The organism is Herbiconiux sp. SALV-R1, from assembly GCF_013113715.1.
Lineage (GTDB): Bacteria > Actinomycetota > Actinomycetes > Actinomycetales > Microbacteriaceae > Herbiconiux.
On sequence record NZ_CP053344.1, the window covers coordinates 1,925,806 to 1,945,414 of the forward strand.

General features: G+C 70.9%; 18 protein-coding genes. 9 read left to right on the forward strand and 9 right to left on the reverse strand.

What is annotated here, in order from left to right:
- Window positions 1-7: 7 nt before the first annotated feature.
- Together HL652_RS09290 and HL652_RS09295 are read right to left on the reverse strand one after the other, a co-directional pair.
- On the reverse strand, window positions 8-754 hold the full coding sequence (locus tag HL652_RS09290) for a type 1 glutamine amidotransferase family protein (RefSeq protein WP_216604052.1): 747 nt from the start codon (window positions 752-754) through the stop codon (window positions 8-10).
- Window positions 751-1,257: a phosphoribosyltransferase gene (locus HL652_RS09295; protein WP_171705072.1), complete on the reverse strand. Its 507-nt coding sequence runs from the start codon at window positions 1,255-1,257 to the stop codon at window positions 751-753. The genes HL652_RS09290 and HL652_RS09295 overlap by 4 nt, the downstream gene beginning before the upstream one ends.
- A 42-nt stretch (window positions 1,258-1,299) precedes the next feature.
- On the opposite strand from HL652_RS09295, the gene HL652_RS09300 reads away from it, so the two are divergent.
- Complete coding sequence (locus HL652_RS09300; protein ID WP_171705073.1) at window positions 1,300-2,757, forward strand: MFS transporter; 1,458 nt, start codon at window positions 1,300-1,302, stop codon at window positions 2,755-2,757.
- On the opposite strand, the gene HL652_RS09305 is transcribed toward HL652_RS09300, so the two are convergent.
- On the reverse strand, window positions 2,747-3,517 hold the full coding sequence (locus HL652_RS09305) for an SDR family oxidoreductase (RefSeq protein ID WP_171705074.1): 771 nt from the start codon (window positions 3,515-3,517) through the stop codon (window positions 2,747-2,749). The genes HL652_RS09300 and HL652_RS09305 overlap by 11 nt on opposite strands.
- Before the next feature lie 67 nt (window positions 3,518-3,584).
- Here HL652_RS09305 and HL652_RS09310 point away from each other — a divergent pair, with 67 nt between their 5' ends.
- The 6 genes from HL652_RS09310 (at window position 3,585) to HL652_RS09335 (ending at window position 11,132) form a co-directional block, all read left to right on the forward strand.
- The gene (locus tag HL652_RS09310) at window positions 3,585-4,676 is read left to right on the forward strand and encodes an acyltransferase family protein (RefSeq protein ID WP_171705075.1); all 1,092 of its coding nucleotides are present in this window, start codon (window positions 3,585-3,587) and stop codon (window positions 4,674-4,676) included.
- A 66-nt stretch (window positions 4,677-4,742) separates the two neighbouring features.
- Window positions 4,743-6,068, forward strand: coding sequence for a bifunctional o-acetylhomoserine/o-acetylserine sulfhydrylase (locus HL652_RS09315; RefSeq protein ID WP_171705076.1), 1,326 nt, complete (start codon window positions 4,743-4,745; stop codon window positions 6,066-6,068).
- Window positions 6,069-6,577: 509 nt separating this feature from the next.
- Window positions 6,578-7,801 (forward strand): homoserine O-acetyltransferase MetX, encoded by a 1,224-nt coding sequence (gene metX / locus HL652_RS09320; protein WP_171705077.1) that lies wholly within the window; start codon window positions 6,578-6,580, stop codon window positions 7,799-7,801.
- A gap of 181 nt (window positions 7,802-7,982) precedes the next feature.
- Complete coding sequence (locus HL652_RS09325; protein ID WP_171705078.1) at window positions 7,983-9,146, forward strand: sensor histidine kinase; 1,164 nt, start codon at window positions 7,983-7,985, stop codon at window positions 9,144-9,146.
- Window positions 9,143-10,408 carry a hypothetical protein gene (locus tag HL652_RS09330; RefSeq protein WP_171705079.1) on the forward strand — a complete coding sequence of 422 codons (1,266 nt, stop codon included), beginning with the start codon at window positions 9,143-9,145 and terminating at the stop codon, window positions 10,406-10,408. The genes HL652_RS09325 and HL652_RS09330 overlap by 4 nt, the downstream gene beginning before the upstream one ends.
- Before the next feature lie 70 nt (window positions 10,409-10,478).
- The gene (locus HL652_RS09335) at window positions 10,479-11,132 is read left to right on the forward strand and encodes a response regulator transcription factor (RefSeq protein ID WP_253743851.1); all 654 of its coding nucleotides are present in this window, start codon (window positions 10,479-10,481) and stop codon (window positions 11,130-11,132) included.
- Window positions 11,133-11,163: 31 nt separating this feature from the next.
- On the opposite strand, the gene HL652_RS09340 is transcribed toward HL652_RS09335, so the two are convergent.
- Window positions 11,164-11,472, reverse strand: a complete 309-nt coding sequence (locus HL652_RS09340) for a thiamine-binding protein (RefSeq protein WP_171705081.1) — start codon at window positions 11,470-11,472, stop codon at window positions 11,164-11,166.
- 2 nt (window positions 11,473-11,474) lie between these two features.
- Window positions 11,475-12,755 carry a glycosyltransferase family 87 protein gene (locus HL652_RS09345; protein WP_171705082.1) on the reverse strand — a complete coding sequence of 427 codons (1,281 nt, stop codon included), beginning with the start codon at window positions 12,753-12,755 and terminating at the stop codon, window positions 11,475-11,477.
- A gap of 109 nt (window positions 12,756-12,864) precedes the next feature.
- On the opposite strand from HL652_RS09345, the gene HL652_RS09350 reads away from it, so the two are divergent.
- Window positions 12,865-13,539: a YceI family protein gene (locus tag HL652_RS09350; protein WP_171705083.1), complete on the forward strand. Its 675-nt coding sequence runs from the start codon at window positions 12,865-12,867 to the stop codon at window positions 13,537-13,539.
- Here the strand turns inward: HL652_RS09350 and HL652_RS09355 are convergent.
- Window positions 13,520-14,413 (reverse strand): ADP-dependent NAD(P)H-hydrate dehydratase, encoded by an 894-nt coding sequence (locus HL652_RS09355; RefSeq protein WP_171705084.1) that lies wholly within the window; start codon window positions 14,411-14,413, stop codon window positions 13,520-13,522. The two genes, HL652_RS09350 and HL652_RS09355, sit on opposite strands and share 20 nt — an antisense overlap.
- Before the next feature lie 77 nt (window positions 14,414-14,490).
- Between HL652_RS09355 and HL652_RS09360 the strand changes: the two genes are divergently transcribed.
- Complete coding sequence (locus HL652_RS09360) at window positions 14,491-15,585, forward strand: NADH:flavin oxidoreductase/NADH oxidase (RefSeq protein WP_171705085.1); 1,095 nt, start codon at window positions 14,491-14,493, stop codon at window positions 15,583-15,585.
- Here HL652_RS09360 and HL652_RS09365 read toward each other — a convergent pair.
- The 3 genes from HL652_RS09365 to guaB1 all read right to left on the reverse strand — a co-directional run bounded on the left by HL652_RS09365 (window position 15,582) and on the right by guaB1 (window position 19,484).
- Entirely contained in the window at window positions 15,582-16,616 is a 1,035-nt protein-coding gene (locus HL652_RS09365; RefSeq protein ID WP_171705086.1) for a hemolysin family protein, read from the reverse strand. The two genes, HL652_RS09360 and HL652_RS09365, sit on opposite strands and share 4 nt — an antisense overlap.
- Window positions 16,609-17,934, reverse strand: a complete 1,326-nt coding sequence (locus HL652_RS09370; RefSeq protein ID WP_171707262.1) for a hemolysin family protein — start codon at window positions 17,932-17,934, stop codon at window positions 16,609-16,611. Before HL652_RS09370 ends, HL652_RS09365 begins: the two co-directional genes overlap by 8 nt.
- Before the next feature lie 110 nt (window positions 17,935-18,044).
- Window positions 18,045-19,484, reverse strand: a complete 1,440-nt coding sequence (gene guaB1 / locus HL652_RS09375) for a GMP reductase (RefSeq protein ID WP_171705087.1) — start codon at window positions 19,482-19,484, stop codon at window positions 18,045-18,047.
- Window positions 19,485-19,609 lie beyond the last annotated feature (125 nt).

Consider the following 19,609-nt stretch of genomic DNA (forward strand, 5'->3'; position numbering starts at 1 on the left):
TCCCCGCTCAGGCCTCGGGGTCGGGCTCGGCGTCGGCGCCGACCGTCGACACCCGCACGCTGCCCGAGTCGGGGGTGACCTTCCAGACGCTCCCCCGGCCGGCCACCCGCAGCGGGCCCTCACCGATGATGAACGCCGTGTGCTCGTCGATCGCCACACCGCCGTCGACGAGGCCCGCCTCGGTCGCCGCGATGAGCCGCGAGACGGTTCCCCACTGGGCGGCGTGCACGTCGACCGCGAGGTCGATGAGGCCGATGCCCGGCGCGACCGTGAGCTGCTCGAGGTCTTCGGAGGCCTCCTCGGCGCCGATCTCGACGGAGTCGATCTTCCAGCCGCCCACCAGCGCCCGCTCGGCGGCGATCGCCGCTCCGGCCGAGAAGCCGAGGTAAGGCACCCCGCCCGCGACCAGGCGGCGGAGCTCACCGAAGGAGGGCTCGAGCGAGGTGCGGTAGGCGGGCGTGAGCCCACCCCACACGACGATGCCGTCGGCGTCGACGAAGACGCCGGGCTCGATCGGCGCGTTCTCGGCGGCCAGCACGGCGACGGGCTGGATCTTGCCCAGCTGCTCGAAGGCGGCGACGATCTCGGCGAACCGCTCGGCGGCGTCGCCGTCGCGCACCAGCACGATGGGGAGGGTCGCGCCCTCGAGCTTGCCCGCCGCCTCGGCGTGGGCGGCGATCTCGGCGAAGAAGCGGCGGTAGACGACGGCGTCGTCGTCGATCGGCCAGCCGCCGCCGACGAGGTGGATGCTCACGCGGAGCCCACCGGAGGCTGCGCCGACCAGGGGAAGACGATCCACTTGTCGGTGGTCTTCCAGTGGAAGTCGGGGGCGATCACCGAGCGCGGCTTGATGTAGAGCGTCGCCGACCGCACCGTGATGTCGACCTTCTCGAGCAGCTCCACCACGAGGGCGAGCGTGCGGCCCGAGTCGGCGACGTCGTCGACGAGCAGCACGTTCTTGCCGATGAGCGGCTCGTTGTCGAGCAGCGGCGGGAGGATGATGGGCTCGGGCAGCGTCTCCTCGATGTCGGAGTAGAACTCCACGTTGAGGCTGCCGCAGCTCTTCACGCCCAGGGCGTAGGCGAGCGCGCCGCCCGGGATGAGCCCGCCGCGGGCGATCGCGATGACGAAGTCGGGGCGGAAGCCGGAGGCCACGATGTCTTCGGCGAGCACGCGGGTGGCGTCGCCGAAGTCGGAGTAGCTGAGCACCTCCCGCTCGGGCGCGGCTGTCGTGTCGGCGGTGTCGGTCTCGCTCATGCGACAACTCTATTGGGTGCACGAATGCCCTAACATCCGATCATGACGTCGACACTGCGCGGCTCGATCGGCATCACCGCCTCCCTCATCGGCTTCCTCGCGCTGGTCGAGGTGACCAGCGGCATCATCCAGGGCTTCTACGTTCCGCTCATCCCCGACCTGGTCGACCACCTCGGCATCGTCGATGCCGACTTCAACTGGTTCGAGGCCGCGCAGCTGCTGCTCTCGGCCATCGTGGTGCCGGTGCTGGCGAAGCTCGGCGACATGGTCGGCCATAAACGGATGCTGCTGGTGGCCACCGTGGTGACAGCCGGCGCCAGCTGGTGGCTGGTCGCCGCAGGCGACTTCACGAGCTTCCTCATCGCTTGGGCGCTGCAGGGCTTCTACGTGGTGTGGCTGCCGCTCGAGGTCGCCCTCATCTTCGATCGCGGGAGGCGCAGTGGCCGCGGCGCCTCGCAGACCCGGCGCGCAGCCGGCCTCCTCGTCGTCGCCCTCGAGGCCGGAGCCATCGCGGGTGCACTGGCGAGCGGCCGGGTGCTCGACGCCTTCGGCGGCGACGTCGCCCTCACCCTCATGGTGCCGGCGATCGCCGTGACTCTGGTGTTCTTCGTCATCCTGGTCGGCGTGCCCGAGTCGACCCCCTCGCCCGGGCGGCGGCTCGACATCGTCGGGTTCACGCTGCTCACCCTGGCGCTCCTCCTCGTCACGAGCGGCCTCACCTTCGTGCGCATCAACGGGCCGGAGACCTGGTGGGTGTGGCTGCTGGTCGCCGCCGGCGTGCTGGCCTTCCTGCCGTTCGGGGCGTGGGAGCTGCGCTCCCCCGACCCCGCCATCGACCTGCGCATGCTGCGCCGCCCCACCATGTGGCCGGTGCAGCTCACGGCGGGCCTCATCGGCATCAGCCTGCTCGGCGCGCAGGCGCCCCTCAGCACCTTCGCCGGCACCGACCCCGTGAACGGCTATGGTCTCGGTCTCGACGCCACCGCCATCTCGAACCTCATCGGGCTCTACCTGGTGTCGATGATCGTGGGCGCGCTGCTGTTCCCCGTGGTCTCGAACCTCACCACGCCGCGCATCACCCTCATCGGGGCGGCGGCATTGGTGGGCGTCGGCTACGCGCTGTTCCTGCCCTTCCACGTCGAGACCTGGCAGGTGTTCGTGAACATGGCGGTGGCGGGCGTGGGCTCGGGGGCTCTCGTCGGTGCCATGCCGGCCGCGGCGGCGGCCGCCGCTCCGCTCGGCCAGACCGGCATCGCCTCGGCCCTCACGAACACGACGAAGACGATCGGCGGGTCGTTCGCCTCCGCCGTGTTCGGTGTCGTGCTCTTCCAGGGTGCGGCGAGCGCCGTCACGGCCACCGCATCCAGTCTCTCCGGCTACATGACGGTGTGGGCGGTGTGCGCGGGCGGCGCGTTCGTGGCGGCGGTGATGCTGCTGTTCGTGCCGAAGCTCGCCTTCGGCGACCCCCAGCAGCCCGCCCCCGCGCTGCCTACTCCTTGACCTTCAGCTCACCCCGGGCGACCTTGTAGACCGCCGACTGCGCCACCGGCTTGATCACCACGAGGTCGAGGCTCACGTGCGGCGGCATGGTGAGCATGGCCGTGATGGTGGCGGCCACGTCGTCGGCGCTCAGCGGGTCGGGCACGTTCTGGTAGACGGAGTCGGCGCGATCCTGGTCGCCCTTGAAGCGGTTGAGCGAGAACTCCTCGGTCTTCACCATGCCCGGAGCGATCTCGAGCACGCGGATGGGTTCGCCCGAGAGCTCGAGCCGCAGCACGTCGACGAGCGAGTGCACCGCGAACTTCGCGGCGTTGTAGCCCCCGCCGCCCTCGTACGACCAGTGTGCGGCCGTGGAGCTGACGGTGAGGATGTCGGCCGAGCCGCCCGGTTCGACCGAGGCGCGCAGCAACGGCAGCAGGGCGCTCGTCACCCGGCGCACGGCGAGCACGTTCACGTCGAACATCCACTGCCAGTCGGCGGTGGAGCCGTTCTCCACCGAGTCCATGCCCGCGGCTCCGCCGGCGTTGTTGACCAGGGCGCCCACTCCGCCGGTGGCGGCGAGGTACTCGCGTAGCGCCTCGACGTCGGTGTCGGAGGTGACGTCGGCGACGAAGTACTCCGCGCCGGTCTCGGCGGCGAGCTCCTTCAGCCTGTCCTCCCGGCGGGCCACGCCCACCACCGGCCATCCCGCACTGCGGAGCGCGCGCACCGTCGCCGCCCCGATGCCCGAACTCGCCCCTGTGACCACCGCGCGCTTCATCAGCGTCCTCTCACGACGACCGGGACCACCCCGGTCCCTTCCGTACCCTCAAAGGTAGTCTGGAATGATGTCGTCTCCGGTCGCCGCAGCCCCCCGCACCCCGCGTCGACCGGTGCGCATGCCGCTTTGGGACAACGCGCGCTTCGTCGCCATCACCCTCGTGGTGATGGGCCACGCCATCCTCAAGCTGATCGCCGAGTCCGACCCCGCCTACGGCGTCTACCTCTTCATCTACGCCTTCCACGTCCCCGTCTTCGTGGCGGTCGCGGGCTACTTCGCCAAGGCCACACCGCCCGGCGTCAAGCAGCTGAAGAAGCTCGTCACCGACCTCGCGCTCCCCTACCTCATCTTCGAGGTCATCTGGACGGTCATCCGCGCCCTCGTCACCGGCCGCTTCAACCCCGATCTCGCCACTCCGTCGTGGACCCTGTGGTTCCTCCTCGCCCTCATCATCTGGCGGGTCGCCCTGCCCTACCTCGCGCTGCTGCGCTTCCCGCTCGTCATCGCCGTCGTCATCTCGGTGGCGAGCGGCTACCTCCCTGCCGTCGGCAGCGTCTTCGCCCTCGACCGCACTCTCGCGCTCCTGCCCTTCTTCGTGCTCGGCTGGAAGCTCAGGATGCTGCCGGTCACCACCCTCTGGACCGAGCTCCCCCTGCGACGCGTCTGGTGGTGGCGGGCGGGCGCGATCGGCGTCTTCGCCGCCCTGGCACTCGTGATCGCCACGAACGTGCCGCTCTGGCGCGAGCTCAAGGTGCGCCGGGTGCTGCTGTTCGAGGAGGCCTACCCCGAGTTCGGTTACGACCAGTGGTGGGCGGGCGGGCTGCGGCTCGCGGCCATCGCCCTCGCCGTGCTCCTGGTGTTCTCGTTCCTCGTGCTCATGCCCCGCCGGGCGACCTGGATCTCGCCGCTCGGTCAGGCCACCCTCTACGTCTACCTGCTGCACAGCTTCGTGCTCTACCCCCTGCGCGAGTCGGGCTGGCTCGACGTGCCCCGCGACGACCTGCTGCTGGTGGGCATGATCCTGTTCAGCATCCTGCTCACGCTCGCCCTGTCGAGCAGGCCCGTGCGACGGGTGTTCCGGCCGCTCGTCGAGCCCCGCGCCGAGTGGCTGTTCGCCCGTGGAGACGAGAAGGTTACGCCGCGCGTCGGCGCCGATTGACCGTGTCCCGCGTCGCTCCCTACGCTTCCATCAGTCCCCCTCCCCACGACTTTGAGGAAGAAGTCCATGAGCGACAACTCGGCGAACTGGAAGTTCGAGACCAAGCAGATCCACACCGGCGCGCAGCCCGACCCCACCACGAACGCGCGCGCCACGCCGATCTACCAGACCACCTCGTACGTCTTCAACGACGCCGACCACGCGAAGAACCTGTTCGCGCTCGCCGAGTTCGGCAACATCTACACGCGCATCCACAACCCCACGCAGGACGTCGTGGAGCAGCGGGTCGCCGCCCTCGAGGGCGGAACCGCCGCCCTCCTGGTCTCCTCCGGCCAGGCCGCCGAGACCTTCGCCGTGCTGAACATCGCCCAGGCCGGCGACCACATCGTCTCCTCCTCGTCGATCTACGGCGGCACCTACAACCTCTTCAAGTACACGCTCGCGAAGCTCGGCATCGAGACCACCTTCGTCGAGAACCAGGACGACGCCGAGGAGTGGCGCCGCGCCGTGCGCCCCAACACCAAGCTGTTCTTCGCCGAGACCATCGGCAACCCGAAGATCAACATCCTCGACATCGGCCTGGTGTCGGGCGTCGCGCACGAGAACGGCGTGCCGCTCATCGTCGACAACACCATCGCCACCCCCTACCTCATCCGCCCGCTCGAGCACGGAGCCGACATCGTCGTGCACTCCGCCACCAAGTTCCTCGGCGGCCACGGCACCGTCATCGGCGGCATCATCGTCGACGGCGGAAAGTTCGAGTGGTCGAAGAACGTCGAGAAGTTCCCCGGCCTCACCGAGCCCGACCCGTCGTACCACGGCGTCAGCTACACCGGTGTGCTCGGCGACCCCATCGCCTACATCATCAAGGCGCGTGTGCAGCTGCTCCGCGACCTCGGTGCGGCGATCGCCCCCGCCAGCGCCTGGCAGCTCATCCAGGGCATCGAGACACTGTCGCTGCGCATCGAGCGCCACGTGCAGAACGCCCAGGAGATCGCGGAGTGGCTCGACCAGCACCCCGACGTCGCCACCGTCTACTACGCCGGCCTCCCCACCAGCCCCTGGTATGCCTCCGCCAACAAGTACGCCCCCAAGGGCGTCGGCGCCGTGCTGTCGTTCGAGCTGAAGGGCGGCGTGGACGCCGGCCGCACCTTCGTCGAGAGCCTCTCCCTGTTCAGCCACCTGGCGAACATCGGCGACGTGCGCTCCCTCGTCATCCACCCCGCGTCCACCACCCACTCCCAGCTCACCCCCGAGCAGCAGCTCACCACCGGCGTCACCCCCGGCCTCGTGCGCCTGTCCGTCGGCCTCGAGAACATCGACGACCTCAAGGCCGACCTCGAGAGCGGTCTCGCGGCGGCGCGGGAGACGGTTCGCGCGAATGCTGTCTAGCCGCCGGTAGGGCCTTGGCTCGCGCGAACCTTGTGCTAGCTGCCGGCGGGGCCGTGCTTCGCGCGGCTCCGCCGGGCGAAGCCGGTCCTCGCCCGGCTTCGCGCGACATGTGAAGGGGTGGTCGCTCTCGCGGCCACCCCTTCACCGTGGGTCGTCGAAAAAGGCCCGAAACGAGGTCGGTTCGGTACCCTCTCTCGGCACAATGGCGGGTTCGGTGCGGGGGATTGAAGGTCGGCACGTAACATTCACATCCGATGCCCTTCGTGTTGCCAGAATGAAAGCTGCGGGCCGCTCTTAGACAACCCAAGGTGAGTGCGTGGCCGCGCAAGCGACCGCGTGCTCACATGTCGCGTCGCGCCGGGCGAGGACCGGCGCGACCGGCCGGAGCCGCGCGCAGCACGGCCCCGGCCGCAGCTAGCACAGCGTCCCTGACCAAGAACACCCGGAACCTCACCGGTACCCACCCATCTGGCGGCACCCACCGTCGTCGAAAGGACACCCGCTCCCCCATGGACTGGCAGACCAACGAAGACACGGTGCCGAGTGGGTTCATCACGGAGGCGCAGATCCGGTCGTTGTTCGGGAAGCCGCCGGCGTCGGGGGCGTGGCGGGAGGGTGACCCGGTGGGGCGGCGGTTGTTCGCCGAGATCGGGAGGGTCGACTTCGAGAGCGGGGAGAGCATCCCGAACGCTCATCTGGCGTACCAGACCTACGGCACACTGTCGCCCGAGCGCGACAACGCGATCCTGGTGCTGCACGCCCTCACCGGCGACAGCAACCTGAACCACCCGGCCGAGCCCGGGCATCCGACCGACGGCTGGTGGCCGGGGCTCGTGGGCCCGGGACTGCCGGTCGACAGCGACCGCTGGTTCGTGGTGGCCCCGAACATGCTGGGCGGCTGTCAGGGCAGCACCGGCCCCGCCTCCATCGCCCCCGACGGGGTGGAGTGGGGGGCGCGGTTCCCGTTCACCACCATCGCCGACCAGGTCAGGGCCCAGCACGCCCTGGCCCGCTCGCTCGGCATCGACCGCTGGTTCGCCGTGCTCGGTGGCTCGATGGGCGGGATGCACGTGCTCGAGTGGGCGGTGCAGTTCCCCGACGAGGTCGACCGCATCGCCGTCATCGCCGCGCCCGCCATCAGCTCGGCCGACCAGATCGGGCTCAACTCGGTGCAGGTGCAGGCCATCAAGGCCGACCCGCTGTTCCGTGGCGGCAGATACTACGACGCCGCCGACGGCGAGGGGCCGCACCAGGGGCTCGCCCTCGCCCGGCGCATGGCCCTGTTGAACTACCGCAGCCCCACCGAGCTGAACGACAGGTTCTCCCGCAGCTGGCAGAGCGGCATCAGCCCGTTGGGCGGCGGCGGGCGCTTCGCTGTGGAGTCGTACCTCGACTTCCACGGCAACAAGTTCACCAGGCGCTTCGACGCGAACAGCTATGTCACGCTCGTCGAGGCCATGAACTCGCACGACCTCGGCCGCGGGCGCGCCGGCGTGCAGGCGGCGCTCGAATCGATCACCGCCACCGCTCTGGTGGTGGGCATCGACAGCGACCGCCTGTTCCCCGTCGCCGACCAGGAGTACATCGCCCGGCACCTGCCCGGCAACCTCGACGGCGACGTGCCGGTCGTGATCGAGTCGAAGTTCGGCCACGACGGGTTCTTGATCGAGTTCGACGTGGTGGGGCGGGAGATCAGCAGACTGCTCGCCGCCGACGCCCCGAGACGGCCCTGACACCACTGGGGCCGGGGGGCCGCACACGGTGCGAACCCCCCGGCCAATTCCCCCCGGATCTACTCTCCACCATACCGACACCTGTCGAATGCTTCACGCCCCAATTGTGGGGACACGGCTCGCGTTATCATTCGAGAGTGCTGACACCCGCGGCGAGACGACGTCAGAGGCCGCGCGCCTGATGGCCCGCACCGAGCGCGAGCGGCGCAAACTCCTTACCAGGGCCTCCCGGAGCCTCGGCCTCCTCTTCACCGGGGCGTCGCTGCTCAGCCTCCTCGTCGCCGTGCTCGACGAGCCCGCGGTGCTGTGGCCGAGCCTGTCGCTCATGGCTGCGACCGGTGTGGCGTTCTACTTCGTGGGCGGCTCCCGCACCCAGGCCTGGCCCCTCTTCACCTACGTCATCGCCCTGCTCGCCCTCGGCGCCTTCCTGGCGCCTGGCCAGGCGGTGTCGAGCGTCGCGGCGACCTCGGCGGTGACCTTCTTCGCCTCGACCGCCATCCCGTCGCTCATCCCCACGCTCGCCTCCTCGGGTCGCCTGCTCTGGCTGGTGCTCCCGGCCTACGTCCTGGTGCTCGGCCTCGCCGTCGCCGCCACCTGGCCGTCTGGCCGCGGCGTCTTCGTCATCGCGTCCATCCTGGTGGGCTGGCTCTCCCTGTTCGTCTGCGCGGTCTGGCTCTCCGGGAGCCTCCGCCGCGCCTTCGTGGGAATGGCCCGCCTCGGCCGAGCCCATGCGCTCGAGCGCCAGTCGAGCGAGTTCGAGGCGCAGCGCCGGCAGGGCGCCCGACTCCTCCACGACACCGTGCTCGCCACCCTCACCCTGCTCGCGCACTCGGGCATCGGCGCCGACCCCGACGCGCTGCGGCACCAGGCGGCCGAAGACGCGCGCCTGCTGCGGCAGCTGCGCCTGGGCGGCACGCCCATGCCGCGCTCCTCGGGCGGGTACACCCTCGAGCGGGTGGAGACCGGCGAGCTCGGCCACACGCTCGAGTCGGTGAAGCAGCGCTTCGGCCGCATGGGCCTGCAGGTCTCCTGGCACGGCACGGGCCAGATCCTGCTGCCGAGCCACGTGCTCGACGCCTTCCTGCTCTCGCTCTCGGAGTGCCTCGAGAACGTGCGCCGGCACGCCCAGGTGGGCACAGCCGATGTCACCATCACCGAAGACGATCTCAGCGTGCGCGCCATGGTCACCGACGCCGGGGTCGGCTTCGACCTCGACAGCGTCGACGTGGGCAGGCTCGGCCTCGCCGAGTCGGTGATCGCCCGGGTGCGCGACGTCGGGGGCAAGGTGCGGCTGTTCAGCTCCCCCGGTTCGGGCACGACGGTGGTGCTGGAGGTGCCGAAATGAGCGGGCAGACGAACTCGCGGGTGCGCACCCGGCCGAGCGACGACGGCGTGCTCACCCAGCTGGTGCGCGCCAGGCGGCTGGGTCCGGATGCGGTGGAAGCCCTCCGCAACGACCTCCAGCGCGATTCGCGGCTGGGTCTCGGCTACCTCGGGGTGGGGTCGGCGATCGTCGGCATCATCCTCATCGGCCGCGGCCTGGTGTCGTTCGGGTGGACGTTGCCGACCAGCCACTGGCTCTGGCTCACGGCCGCCGCGTGGCTGCTCGTCGTCGCCGCCTTCGCCGTGCTCACCGTCTCGGCCCGCCGCCGGCGGGGCATGGTGCCCGCCGGCGTGTACGTCATGGTGCTCGCCTTCGACGGCGTCGCGCTGCTGCTCGATTCCGTCGCGCTCTGGGGAAGCAGCGAACCGGTGAACTATCTCACCGTGAGCATCGGCATCGGTGCGACCCTGCTCGCCGCCGTCACCTACCGGCCGCTCGACAACACCGTCGCCGCGACGGCCTCGCTCACCGTGCTACAGCTCGCCGACGTCGTCGCGCGCGCCGTCATGGCACCCGACACCATCGGGCCGGCGGTCGGAACCCTGGTGCTGAGCGTCGCGCCCGTGGCGGCCGGCATCATCGTCGTGCGCTCGTTCGGGCAGCTGGTGCAACGCGAACTCGACCGCACGGTCGCCGAGAGCACCATCACCGCTCCCCGCTACGGCCTCGGGCTCCTCGCCTCGACCGAGCTCGCCCGGCTCGACCTCGCCGCCGAGGAGCTGCTGCAAGACGTGGCCACCGGGCGGGTCGACCTCCCGCTCGATCGCGAGCTCGCCTCCACGGCCTCCGGGCTCGCCACCGACCTCCGCCGCATGCTCGTGGCGGGGCGGCGTGAGAGCTGGCTGCACCACGCCATCACCGAGTCGGAGTACCTCAACCCGACCGTCACCCTGGTCGATTCCGACGGGCTGGCCGGGTACCTCGACCCCGCCCAGCGCGACGGGCTGCTCTCGGCCGTGTGGCTCATCCTCGACGAGTCGGGGCGGCAGACGCCCACCATCGAACTCGAGATCGGCCACCCCGCCGCCCGAACCGGGTCGGCGCCTGACGATAGGATGGTGCTCCCGATAGTCGTCTCGATCGGCGGAGTACCCCGTCGCCGCATCGAATCGGCTGTGTGGTCTGCTCTGTCCCGAGTCGGCCAGTACTCGGTGGAATCCCGATCCGGACGCCTGCGAGTCAGAGTCGACGCCCACGTTGTCGTACCGGATCCCTCGCGGTGATCCGTTGGAAGGAGTTGCTGTGAGCATCGAGCGAGACCCGATCCGCTTGGCCATCGTCGACGACCACCGCATGCTCCTCGGTGCGCTCACGGAGTGGATCCGTGGCGCCGCCGACGACATCAGCATGGTCGCCGCCGTGACGACCTGGCCCGACCTGCTCACGCATCCGGAGTTCCCGGTCGACGTGGTGCTGCTCGACCTCGACCTCAAAGACAACCTGCCGGTCTCGGTGAAGCTGCGCGCGCTGAAGTCGGCGGGCGTGAAGACGGTGCTCATGAGCACCTACTCCGAGCCCGTGATGGTGCGCGAGGCGATCGCCGCGGGCGCGCTGGGCTACCTGGTGAAGAGCGAAGAGGCCGACATGATCGTCGAGGCCATCCGCGCCGCGTCGGTGGGTGACAGCTTCATCTCGACCGAGCTCGACCTCGCCCTCGCCGCCGACGACCTCGACTCCTCACCGCGCCTCAGCGCGCAGGAGCGCCGCGTGATGGCCCTCTACGGCGGCGGCGAGCCGGTGAAGCAGGTGGCCAAGGCCCTCGACATCTCGGAGGAGACCGCGAAGTCGTACCTCAAGCGCATCCGCGAGAAGTACCGCATGGTCGGCATCGACGTGGGCACCAAGGTCGCGCTGCGCAAGCGCGCCATCCAAGACGGCCTGCTCCCGCGCGACGAGTACCTGGCGAACCAGACCGCCGACGACTTCGAAGACGACCTGCTCCCCTGACGCCCGGCCCGAGCTCGAGGGTCGAGCGGCGTCAGGGGTTCCGGCGGATGGCCTCTTCGAGGCGGTCGACCTTGCCGGTGAGCTCGCCGGTGTAGCCGGGCCGGATGTCGGCCTTCAGCACCAGGGAGACGCGCGTGCCGTAGGCGCCCACCGCCTCGGTGGCGCGGCGCACGACGTCGAAGACCTCGTCCCACTCCCCCTCGATGGTGGTGAACATCGCGTCGGTGTGGTTCGGCAGGCCGCTCTCGCGCACCACCTTCACCGCGGCCGCGACCGCGTCGTGAACACTCGCGTCGGGGGCACCGCCGCCCGAGGGGGCGACGGAGAAGGCGACCAGCATCGTCAGCTCCTCATGGTGGATCGGTCGGGGTCTGTTCCGACTCTACCCACCCGGCCCTCGGCCGACAGCCCCGCGGGCCGGCGCGAGCGCCACAGCATCACGGTGGCGAGCACCAGCATCGCGACGCTGAGACCGTTGCGCAGGGTGAGCACGCCGATCATCAGCGGGTCGAGGCCGAGCAGCCAGTCGTAGCCGTTCGGGTAGATGATCTGGGTGAGCCCGCCCATCACGAAGGCGAGCACCGCGGGCGCGAAGAAGCGCCGCCCCTGGGTGACGATGCCCAGGATGATCGGGGCCGACAGCCACACCATGAACTGCGGCGAACCCACCTTGTTGAAGACGATGAGGGCCATGACGAGCGCGAGCACGAGCGGCGGCAGCACCACGGTCGAGGGGGTTCCCGAACGCACCACGATCACGGCGAACACGAGCACCACGGCCACCGCCACGACGAGCAGCGGCGTCATGAGCATCGCGGCGACGTCGCTCCCGGCGCCGGTCACCTGGAAGGTCAGGATGTCGAAGTCGTAGTAGGCCCGAGCGCCGGTGCCGGCGTAGGCGAGCCACATCCAGATCGTCGACACGGGCGCCTCCACCTGCAGCCCGCGGCCGGTCTGCTCAGTGACGAAGCTGAACACGTTGAGCCCGGCGCCCATCGCGAGGGCCGCGACGGCGACCGAGACCAGCGTGACGCCCGCGCCCACGATCACGCGCATCCGGGTGCGCATGGCGATGACGGCGGCGGCGATGACGGCGGCCGGCCAGACCTTCACCCAGGTGGCGAGCGCGAGCAGCACCCCGGCCACGGCGGGCCGGTTGCGGATGACGAGGAGACCGGCGATGACGAGGTCGACCGTGAAGATGTCGATGCGGCCCACGGCGACCGGGCCGATGAGCAGCAGGAACAGCAGCCACCACCAGGCGGCCGTGACGCGGCGCTCGCCCGCCGAGCCGCTGCGGCGGGTGCCGGTGAGCAGGTAGGCGAAGACCGCCGCGTCGGCGAGGGTGACCATGAGCATCCAGCCGATGCCGTAGAGGTCGGGGCCGAGCACCATCGACGCGAGCATGGGCACGAAGGCCAGCAGCGGGTACACCCACGGCCCGTCGATGCCGAGGCGGTACCCCTCGAGCGACTGCTCGACCCAGGGCCGGTACACGTTCGTGACGTCGCCGAAGGGGAGGTTCGGATGCGTCAGACCGGTGTAGCCGAGCCACAGGTGCACGGCGAGGAAGACGATCCACAAGACCACCGGCGACGCGGCGAGTCGGCGGAGTGTGAGCACGACGGCCAGCCTAGTGCCCGCGGCTCAGGCCCCCTTGCGCTCGCTCTCAGGCAGCCACCACCTTCGCTTGCTTGACTTGACGAGATCGTCCCGACCGGAAAGATGACGCGTGAACAAGCCCGCCAAGTACTTCGTCGCCCTCGCCGCCGGTGTCGCGGCCGTCGGCGTCGTGGCCGTGGTGGCCGTGCCCATCGTCTCGAAGGGCGCCGAGATCGACATGTCGGCGACGATGCAGCAGGTCGTGCCCACCGTGGTCGGCTCCTCGGCCGACGGCCACGACGTCGACGCCGCCCACACCTGGGCGCTCGACTCCGGCTCCTCGGTGGGCTACCGGGTCGGCGACGCCGACGCCCCCATCGTCACAGGCCGCACCGAGCAGATCTCGGGGGCCATCACCCGCACCGACACGGCCGTCACCGACGCCGAGTTCATGGTCGACCTGTCGACCCTGGTCGGCGACGACCTGGCGAAGGCCGCGATGCTCGACGCGCTCATCCGCGCCACCGGCGGCAACTCCGTCGCCTCCTTCGTGCTCACGAGCCCCGCCGAGCTGCCCGAGAACGGCGAGGGAACGGTGCCGATCGTCGGCACCCTCACCCTGCGCGGCGTGAGCCAGCAGGTGGAGGGCGAGGCGACCATCTCGTTCGACGACAGCTCGGCGGTGATCGAGGGGAGCATCCCGATCGAACTCTCCGACTACGGCATCCCGGTGCCGTCGCTCGGCGGCTCCGAGCTGAGCGGCTCGGCGGCGATCGACGTCGACCTCATGGCCTCGCCCCGCTGACACCCCCGACGCCGGTGAGCAGACGGGCGACCATCGACGGCACAGCTGCGGCGATGTCGAGCGCCGCGATCGGCCCGCCGCCCGAGGCGCGCTCGGCGGCCCAGGCGTGCAGGTAGGCGCCGGTGGCGGCGAGACCGACGAGCCGGGCCGGGTCGTCGGCGAGGCGGTCGGCCTGCCCGGCGAGCAGCGCGCCCACGACGCCGCCGAGCACGTCACCCGAGCCCGCGGTCGCCGCCCAGCTCGAGGGCGCTTCGACGCGCGCGGCGACGCGCACCCCGTCGCGGGCCCAGCGCCCCGAGGCGGGCCCGCAGACGTGGGTGACGCTCCCCTTCAGCAGCACCACCTTGCCGGTGAGGTCGGCGGCCCGCTCGGCCCAGGATGCGGGGTCGGCGCTCACGGTCGCCCGATCGGTCTCGACACCGCGGGCCGCGAGCAGGGTGACGAGCTCGCCGGCGTGCGGGGTGAGCACGGCGGGGCCGGTGGCGTCGTCGGCGAGGTCGAGCGCCCCGGCGTCGATGACGACCGGGGCGTCTTGGCCCAGCGCCTTCGCGAGGCGGGCGCGCGTGGACTCGTCGCGGGCGTCGGGAGACATGCCCGAGCCGATAAGCCATGCCTGCACGCGGCCGTCGGCGGTGACCGCCTCGGGCCGCGCCTGCAGCACGAGGGAACTCGGCCGCTCCGGGCCGAGATACCGCACCATGCCGAGGCCCGTGCGCACGGCTGCCTCCACACCGAGCACCGCGGCACCCGGGTACTCCTCCGACCCGGTGACGACCCCGAGCACGCCACGGGAGTACTTGTCGTCGTCGGCACGGGGCGCTCGAAGGTGCTCCGAGGCCGCGAGTTCGGTCCAGTCCCGCCACTCGGTCGTCATGGTCCCACGATACGGCGGCCGTGACAGGAGGGGTCTCCCTGCCGGAGATAATCGAAGGCGACGACGAAAGGCGCAGCATGACCGCATCCGCTCTGTTCTCCCCCCTCACCGTGCGTGCCACCACGATGCGCAACCGACTGTGGGTGGCGCCGATGTGCCAGTACTCGGCCGAGGAACGGGACGGACTCACCAGCGACTGGCATCTGGTGCACCTCGGCTCCTTCGCCGTGGGCGGGGCCGGCCTCGTGATGACGGAGGCGACGGCGGTGTCGCCCGAGGGCCGCATCAGCCCTGAAGACCTCGGCATCTGGAACGACGAGCAGCGCGACCGCTTCGCGCGCATCACCGCGTTCATCAGGGACCAGGGGTCGGTCGCCGGCATCCAGCTCGCCCACGCCGGGCGCAAGGCGTCGACCTGGCGCACCTGGGCCGAGGAGCAGGGGTCGGTGCCGCTCGAGCAGGGCGGCTGGGAGACCGTGGGGCCGTCGGCGGTGGCCTTCGGCGACTACCGGGCGCCGCGCGCGCTGAACGTGCCGGAGATCGCCGGCGTCGTCGGCGACTTCGTGGCCGCAGCCCGGCGTGCCCTCGACGGCGGCTTCGAGGTGCTCGAGCTGCACGCGGCGCACGGGTATCTGCTGCACCAGTTCCTCTCCCCGCTGTCGAACCTGCGCGACGACCAGTACGGCGGCTCGCTCGAGAACCGGGCGCGCCTGCTGCTCGAGGTGGTCGCCGCCGTGCGCGTGGTGGCGGGCGATGGCGTGCCGCTGTTCGTGCGGTTCTCGGCCACCGACTGGGCCGAGACGGGCGGGTGGACCGAGGAGGACACCGCCGTCGTCGCCCGCTGGGCGGGCGAGGCCGGCGCCGACGTGATGGACATCTCCTCGGGCGGCAACCACGCCGGGGCCCGCATCCCGGTGGGCCCGCTCTACCAGGTGCCGTTCGCCGGCTTCGTGAAGGAGCGCGTGCCCGAGTCGGTGCGGGTATCGGCGGTGGGCCTCATCACGACGCCCGAGGAGGCGGCCGACGTCGTCGACTCCGGCCGTGCCGACGCGGTCATGCTCGGCCGCGAGATGCTGCGCGACCCGCACTTCCCCCTCCGCGCCGCCACCGCCCTCGGCGTCACCATCCCCTGGCCCGTGCAATACGAGCGCGCCCGCCCCCGCCGTCCCTAGCGCCGGGTGGCGTCCTGCACTTCGCCGACGAGCTCCTCGATGATGTCCTCGAGGAAGAGCACGCCGCGGGTCGCCCCCGTCTCGGAGAACGAGCGGGAGAGGTGTGCGCCGGTGCGGCGCATGGTGGCGAGGGCGTCTTCGAGTTCGGTCTTCTCGAAGATCGATGGCAGGATGCGCACCCGCTTGGTCGGGATCGGGTCGTCGTACTCGTCGTCGTCGAGGTCGATGACGTCTTTGAGGTGCACGTAGCCGATCGGCAGACCCTCGTCGTCGACGAGCACATAGCGGGAGAACCCGTACTTCGCCACGGCCCGTTCCACATCGCCGGGGGTCGCCGTCTCGGGGAGGCTCACCAGCGACTCCAGCGGCACCGCCACATCCGCCACCGTCTTCGAGGTGAACTCGAACGCGGCGCTCAGCGTGCCGGTGCGGTCGGAGAGCACGCCCTCGCGGGTCGACTGCTCGACGATGGTCGACACCTCGTCGAGGGTGAACGCGCTCGCCGCCTCGCTCTTCGGCTCCACCCGGAACAGCCGCAGCACGCCGTTGGCGCTGGCGTTCAGCGCCACGATGACGGGCCGGAACACGCGGGCGATGCCCACGAGCGGCGGCGCCAGCAGCAGCACCGCGCGGTCGGGAAGCGAGAACGAGATGTTCTTCGGCACCATCTCGCCGAGCACCACGTGCAGGAACGACACCACGAGCAGCGCCACCACGAACGCGATGGTGCCGATCATCTCCTCCGGCAACCCGGTGAGGTGCAGCGGCACCTCGAGCAGATGGTGGATGGCGGGTTCGGAGACGTTCAGGATGAGCAGCGAGCACACCGTGATGCCGAGCTGCGTGGTCGCGAGCATGAGCGTCGCGTGCTCCATCGCGTACAGCGCCGTCTTCGCGCTCGAGCGGCCCTGCTCGGCGAGCGGCTCGATCTGCGAGCGGCGGGCCGAGATGACCGCGAACTCGGCGGCGACGAAGAACGCGTTGCCGGCGAGCAGCACCACGAGCCAGACGATTCCGAGCCAGTCAGCCACGATCGGCCTCCTCCGCCACGGCCGCCGCTACGGCACTGGTCACCGGGTCGGCGATGAAGCGCAGCCGGTCGATGCGCCGCCCCTCGAGCCGCTCCACGCGGAGCGCGCCCTCGGGCAGCCGCACCGTGTCGCCGACGACGGGCAGCCGACCGAGCTCGCTCATCACGAACCCGCCCACGGTCTCGTACGGCCCGTCGTCGGGCACGCGGATGCCCGCCTGGTCGGCGAGCTCGTCGGGCCGGAGCAGCCCGGGGAACACGGTGTCGCCGCGCGACTGCACGACCCCCGCCCTGGTGCGGTCATGCTCGTCGACCAGCTCGCCCACGAGCTCCTCGACGAGGTCTTCGAGGGTCACCACGCCGGCGGTGCCGCCGTACTCGTCGATCACCACGGCCATCTGGTACCCGCGCCCGCGGAGCTCGCCGAGCAGCAGGTCGAGCTGCATCGTCTCGGGCACGCGCAGCGCTTCGGTCATGATGGCCGCCGCCGGCACCTCGGGCCGCCGGTCGCGCGGAATCGCCACCGCCTGCTTCACGTGGGCCAGCCCGACGATGTCGTCGATGCCCTCGTCCATCACGGGGAAGCGCGAGTGCCCGGTCGTGCGGGCGAGCTCGAGCACCACCTCGACCGACTCGTCGCGCTTGACGCTCCGGATGCGCGGCCGCGGCGTCATGACGTCAGACGCGTCGTGCGAGGAGAACAGCAGGGTGCGGTTGAGCAGGGTGGCCGTGTCGACGTCGAGGCTGCCCTCCATCGCCGAGCGCCGCACGAGCGACGACAGCTCCTCGGCGGTGCGCGCCCCCGAGAGCTCCTCCTTCGGCTCGATGCCGACGAGGCGGAGCAGGGCGTTGGCGCTGTTGTTGAGCAGCGCCACGGCCGGCCGGAACACCGTGGTGAACACGAGCTGGAATGGCACCACGATGCGGGCCGTCTCGCGCGGCAGGGCCAGTGCGAAGTTCTTCGGCACCAGTTCGCCGATGATCATCGACAGCAGGGTGGCGACGGCGATGCCGATCACCGCGCTGAGCGGCGACACCACCGACTCGGGGATGCCGACGGCGGTGAACGGCCCACGCAGGAGGCTCGAGATCGCCGGCTCCATCGTGTAACCCGTGAGCAGCGTCGTCAGGGTGATGCCGAGCTGGGCGCTCGAGAGGTGCGTCGAGGTGTGTCGCAGCGCCGTGATGGGCGGCTGCAGCCCCTTCTCGCCGCGCGCCGCGCGCGCCTCGAGATCGGAGCGGTCGAGATTCACCAGCGAGAACTCGCTCGCCACGAAGAAGCCGGTGCCCACCGTGAGCACGAGGCCGATGCCGAGCATCACGAGCTCATAAGCCACGGCTGTCTCCGCTCGACGCCGAGACGGCGGTCACGATGGGAACCGGATGCGCAGAGGGAGGGTCGTCCATGGTGTGCTCGATCCTACCCGCGCTACCAGCTGACCGGGAGCGCCTTGCCCTCCTCGTACCCCGCCGCCGACTGGATGCCGACGAGCGCACGGTCGTGGAACTCGGCGAGCGTCGACGCGCCCGCGTAGGTGAACGAGCTGCGCACACCCGAGGTGATCATGTCGAGCAGGTCTTCGAGCGAGGGGCGCAACGGGTCGAGGTAGATACGGCTCGACGAGATGCCCTCGGCGAACAGGGTCTTGCGCGCCAGCTCGTAGGCGTCGAGCCGGCCGAAGCGCTCCTTCACCGCCTTGGTCGAGGCCATGCCCCAGCTCTCCTTGTAGAGCCGGCCCTCCGCATCCGTGTGCAGGGTGCCCGGCGCCTCGATGGTGCCGGCGAACCACGAGCCGATCATCACCGACGACGCACCCGCGGCCAGCGCGAGCGCGACGTCGCGCGGGTAGCGCACGCCTCCGTCGGCCCAGACGTGCGCGCCGAGCTCGTGCGCCGCGGCCGCCGTCTCGAGCACCGCGGAGAACTGCGGCCGGCCCACCGCCGTCATCATGCGGGTGGTGCACATGGCGCCGGGGCCCACGCCGACTTTCAGGATGGTCGCGCCGGCATCGACGAGATCGTTCACCGCCCGGGCCGTCACGACGTTGCCCGCGGCGATCGGCACCCCGAGGTCGGCCACCTTGAGCGCGTGCAGCGCCCGCAGCATGCCCTCCTGGTGGCCGTGCGCGGTGTCGACCACGAGCACGTCGACCCCCGCGGCGACGAGCGCCTTCGCCTTGTCGACCACGTCGCCGTTGATGCCGACGGCCGCAGCCACCCGCAGCCGCCCGTCGCCGTCGACCGCGGGCGAGTAGAGCGTGGCGCGCAGCGCGCTGGTGCGGCTGAGCGTTCCCACCACGGCCCCGTGACGCAGCACCGGGGCGAAGTCGATGTCGGCGGCGACCATCGCGTCGAAGGCCTCGCGGGGCCCCACGATGTCGTCGGCGGCGAGCGAGGTGAGCGCTCCGTGCACCAGGTCGCCGAGCTTCGCGTCGGGCAGGGCCGTGGCCAGCCGCGCCGCGGGGATGCAGCCGAGGTACTCCCCCGCACCGTCGTGCAGCACGATGCCCTGCCCCGCCACGGCCGGCACGAGCAGCAGCGCCTCCTCGACGGTCTGCTCGGGGCGCATCTCGAAGGGGGTGTCGTAGTCGACCGGCTGCGCCTTCACCCAGCGGATGGCCTCCGCCAGCTGCTGCAGCGGCATGTCCTGCGGCAGCACGCCGAGACCGCCCCGGCGGGCGAGACTCGCGGCAAGGCGCGGGCCGGTCACCGAGTTCATGTTGGCCGACACGATGGGGATGCTCGCGCCGGTGCCGTCGGCCGGCGCCAGCGAGACGTCGAGCCGCGAGGTCACCGCCGAGCGGGAAGGGATGAGGAACACGTCGGAATAGGTCAGGTCGTCACGCGCGGCGTCACCGTAGAACTCCATGGGAACAACGCTAGACCGCCCCCGGCATGGCCGGAGCACCCGCGCAGAAGGTCTAGGCTTGACGGTGCACGTGTCCACGCGTGAACAAGCAGCGCAGCAGACACCGGCACGTGCCAGATGAGGCA

Bases quoted from the DNA above. Each gene is read 5' to 3' on its own strand.
- HL652_RS09295 (WP_171705072.1), bottom strand. From the start codon at position 1,257: ATGAGCGAGACCGACACCGCCGACACGACAGCCGCGCCCGAGCGGGAG.
- HL652_RS09300 (WP_171705073.1), top strand. From the start codon at position 1,300: ATGACGTCGACACTGCGCGGCTCGATCGGCATCACCGCCTCCCTCATC.
- HL652_RS09305 (WP_171705074.1), bottom strand. From the start codon at position 3,517: ATGAAGCGCGCGGTGGTCACAGGGGCGAGTTCGGGCATCGGGGCGGCG.
- HL652_RS09310 (WP_171705075.1), top strand. From the start codon at position 3,585: ATGTCGTCTCCGGTCGCCGCAGCCCCCCGCACCCCGCGTCGACCGGTG.
- HL652_RS09315 (WP_171705076.1), top strand. From the start codon at position 4,743: ATGAGCGACAACTCGGCGAACTGGAAGTTCGAGACCAAGCAGATCCAC.
- metX (WP_171705077.1), top strand. From the start codon at position 6,578: ATGGACTGGCAGACCAACGAAGACACGGTGCCGAGTGGGTTCATCACG.
- HL652_RS09325 (WP_171705078.1), top strand. From the start codon at position 7,983: ATGGCCCGCACCGAGCGCGAGCGGCGCAAACTCCTTACCAGGGCCTCC.
- HL652_RS09330 (WP_171705079.1), top strand. From the start codon at position 9,143: ATGAGCGGGCAGACGAACTCGCGGGTGCGCACCCGGCCGAGCGACGAC.
- HL652_RS09335 (WP_253743851.1), top strand. From the start codon at position 10,479: ATGCTCCTCGGTGCGCTCACGGAGTGGATCCGTGGCGCCGCCGACGAC.
- HL652_RS09340 (WP_171705081.1), bottom strand. From the start codon at position 11,472: ATGCTGGTCGCCTTCTCCGTCGCCCCCTCGGGCGGCGGTGCCCCCGAC.
- HL652_RS09355 (WP_171705084.1), bottom strand. From the start codon at position 14,413: ATGACGACCGAGTGGCGGGACTGGACCGAACTCGCGGCCTCGGAGCAC.
- HL652_RS09360 (WP_171705085.1), top strand. From the start codon at position 14,491: ATGACCGCATCCGCTCTGTTCTCCCCCCTCACCGTGCGTGCCACCACG.
- HL652_RS09370 (WP_171707262.1), bottom strand. From the start codon at position 17,934: ATGCTCGGCATCGGCCTCGTGCTCACGGTGGGCACCGGCTTCTTCGTG.
- guaB1 (WP_171705087.1), bottom strand. From the start codon at position 19,484: ATGGAGTTCTACGGTGACGCCGCGCGTGACGACCTGACCTATTCCGAC.